General features: G+C 73.1%; 1 protein-coding gene. It reads right to left on the reverse strand.

From position 1 onward, the window contains the following. Positions 1-1,206: transposase (locus ABZS58_RS51380; RefSeq protein WP_354792151.1), on the reverse strand; the 1,206-nt coding region annotated here is incomplete at its 3' end. Positions 1,207-1,264 lie beyond the last annotated feature (58 nt).

The following is a 1,264-nucleotide window of genomic DNA, read 5'->3' on the forward strand; positions in this document are numbered from 1 at the left end:
TGTTGTTGTTGTGACGCTGGAACCATCACCCACATTCGTGGCCGGTGTCCGGCCAGGGGTGCGGGTGGCGATGGTGGCGGCCGCGAACAGGTCACGGTGCCCGGTGAGCTGACACGGCCGGCAGGTCATCGTCCGCCCGGCCGGTTTCCTGATCCGCTGGCGGCAGGTGGGGCAGGTCGAGGAGGTGCCGCGTTCGTTGACGAGGTGCACGACGATCCCGGCGAGTTCGGCCTTGTCCCGCAGCATGCCGATGGCCCGGCCGACCTGCCACTGCCGCAGCCGCAGGTTGTGCCTGCGCCCGGCCGGCAGGTCCAGGACGCCGCGGGGGTCCCCGACGGTCAACGTCCCGATCCTGTGCTGCACAGCCCAGTCCACGACGGTCTTCGCCGCCTCATGCCGGGCTTGGCGGACCCGCCGCCGGTGCCGGCCCTCCACCAGCCTGGCCCGGCGCCGTGCCTGCCGCCACCGCCTCGACCCGTGCTGACCCGGTTTCGGTGCGCGGGCGGCGGTCGCCCGCCGCCGCTGCTTGGTGTCCGCGAGGTGCATGCGGTGTTCGGCGCGGACCGCCCGACCCGACACGAGCAGCCCGTGGCCGTCCGGCCCGGCGACCGCGTACGGGTGGATCACGCCCAGATCGACCCCGGCGACCCGACCCGGGTCCGGTGCCGTGCCCTGCGGGTAGCTGGTGACGGGGACCTCGGCGGTCACCTCGATCGACAACCGGCCACCCTCGGCGAGGAGGGTCACGGACCGGACCTGTCCCATCGGGTACGGCACGTCCCGGTCCAGGCGCAGCCACAGCGGCGGGCACCCGGCCGCGGTCGGCAGCCGCAGCCGCCGCCCGTCGAGGGTGAACGTGCCATGGTAGTAACGCACCGGCAACAGCCCACGCCGGCGCCGCGGGAACCGAGCGGTCAGATCACCGGCCTTGCGGCGTTTCGCCGCCGCGAACCACGCGTCGGAGTACCGGCGCAGCACCGACCTCGCCCCGGTCGAGTCGAGGTCACCGAACGTACCCGGCCCGGCCGCGGACAGCTCCCGGCACAGTGCCTGATACGCAACGATCGGCGGCGAGTCGTGCCGCCACCGCCAGTGATTGACCTCCAGGACGCACGCCCACACGTCACCCGCCGACCGCAACAGGCCGTAACACCGGTTCCGTTGTCCTCGGGTCAGGCGCAGCCCGACCCGGGCGGTGCGATGCACCACCCGAACCGCGTCAGGATCCCGGCGTCGAGGCATACCGACACCCAAGCACAGGGGT

The sequence above is a fragment of the Dactylosporangium sp. NPDC005555 genome, assembly GCF_040605635.1.
Lineage (GTDB): Bacteria > Actinomycetota > Actinomycetes > Mycobacteriales > Micromonosporaceae > Dactylosporangium.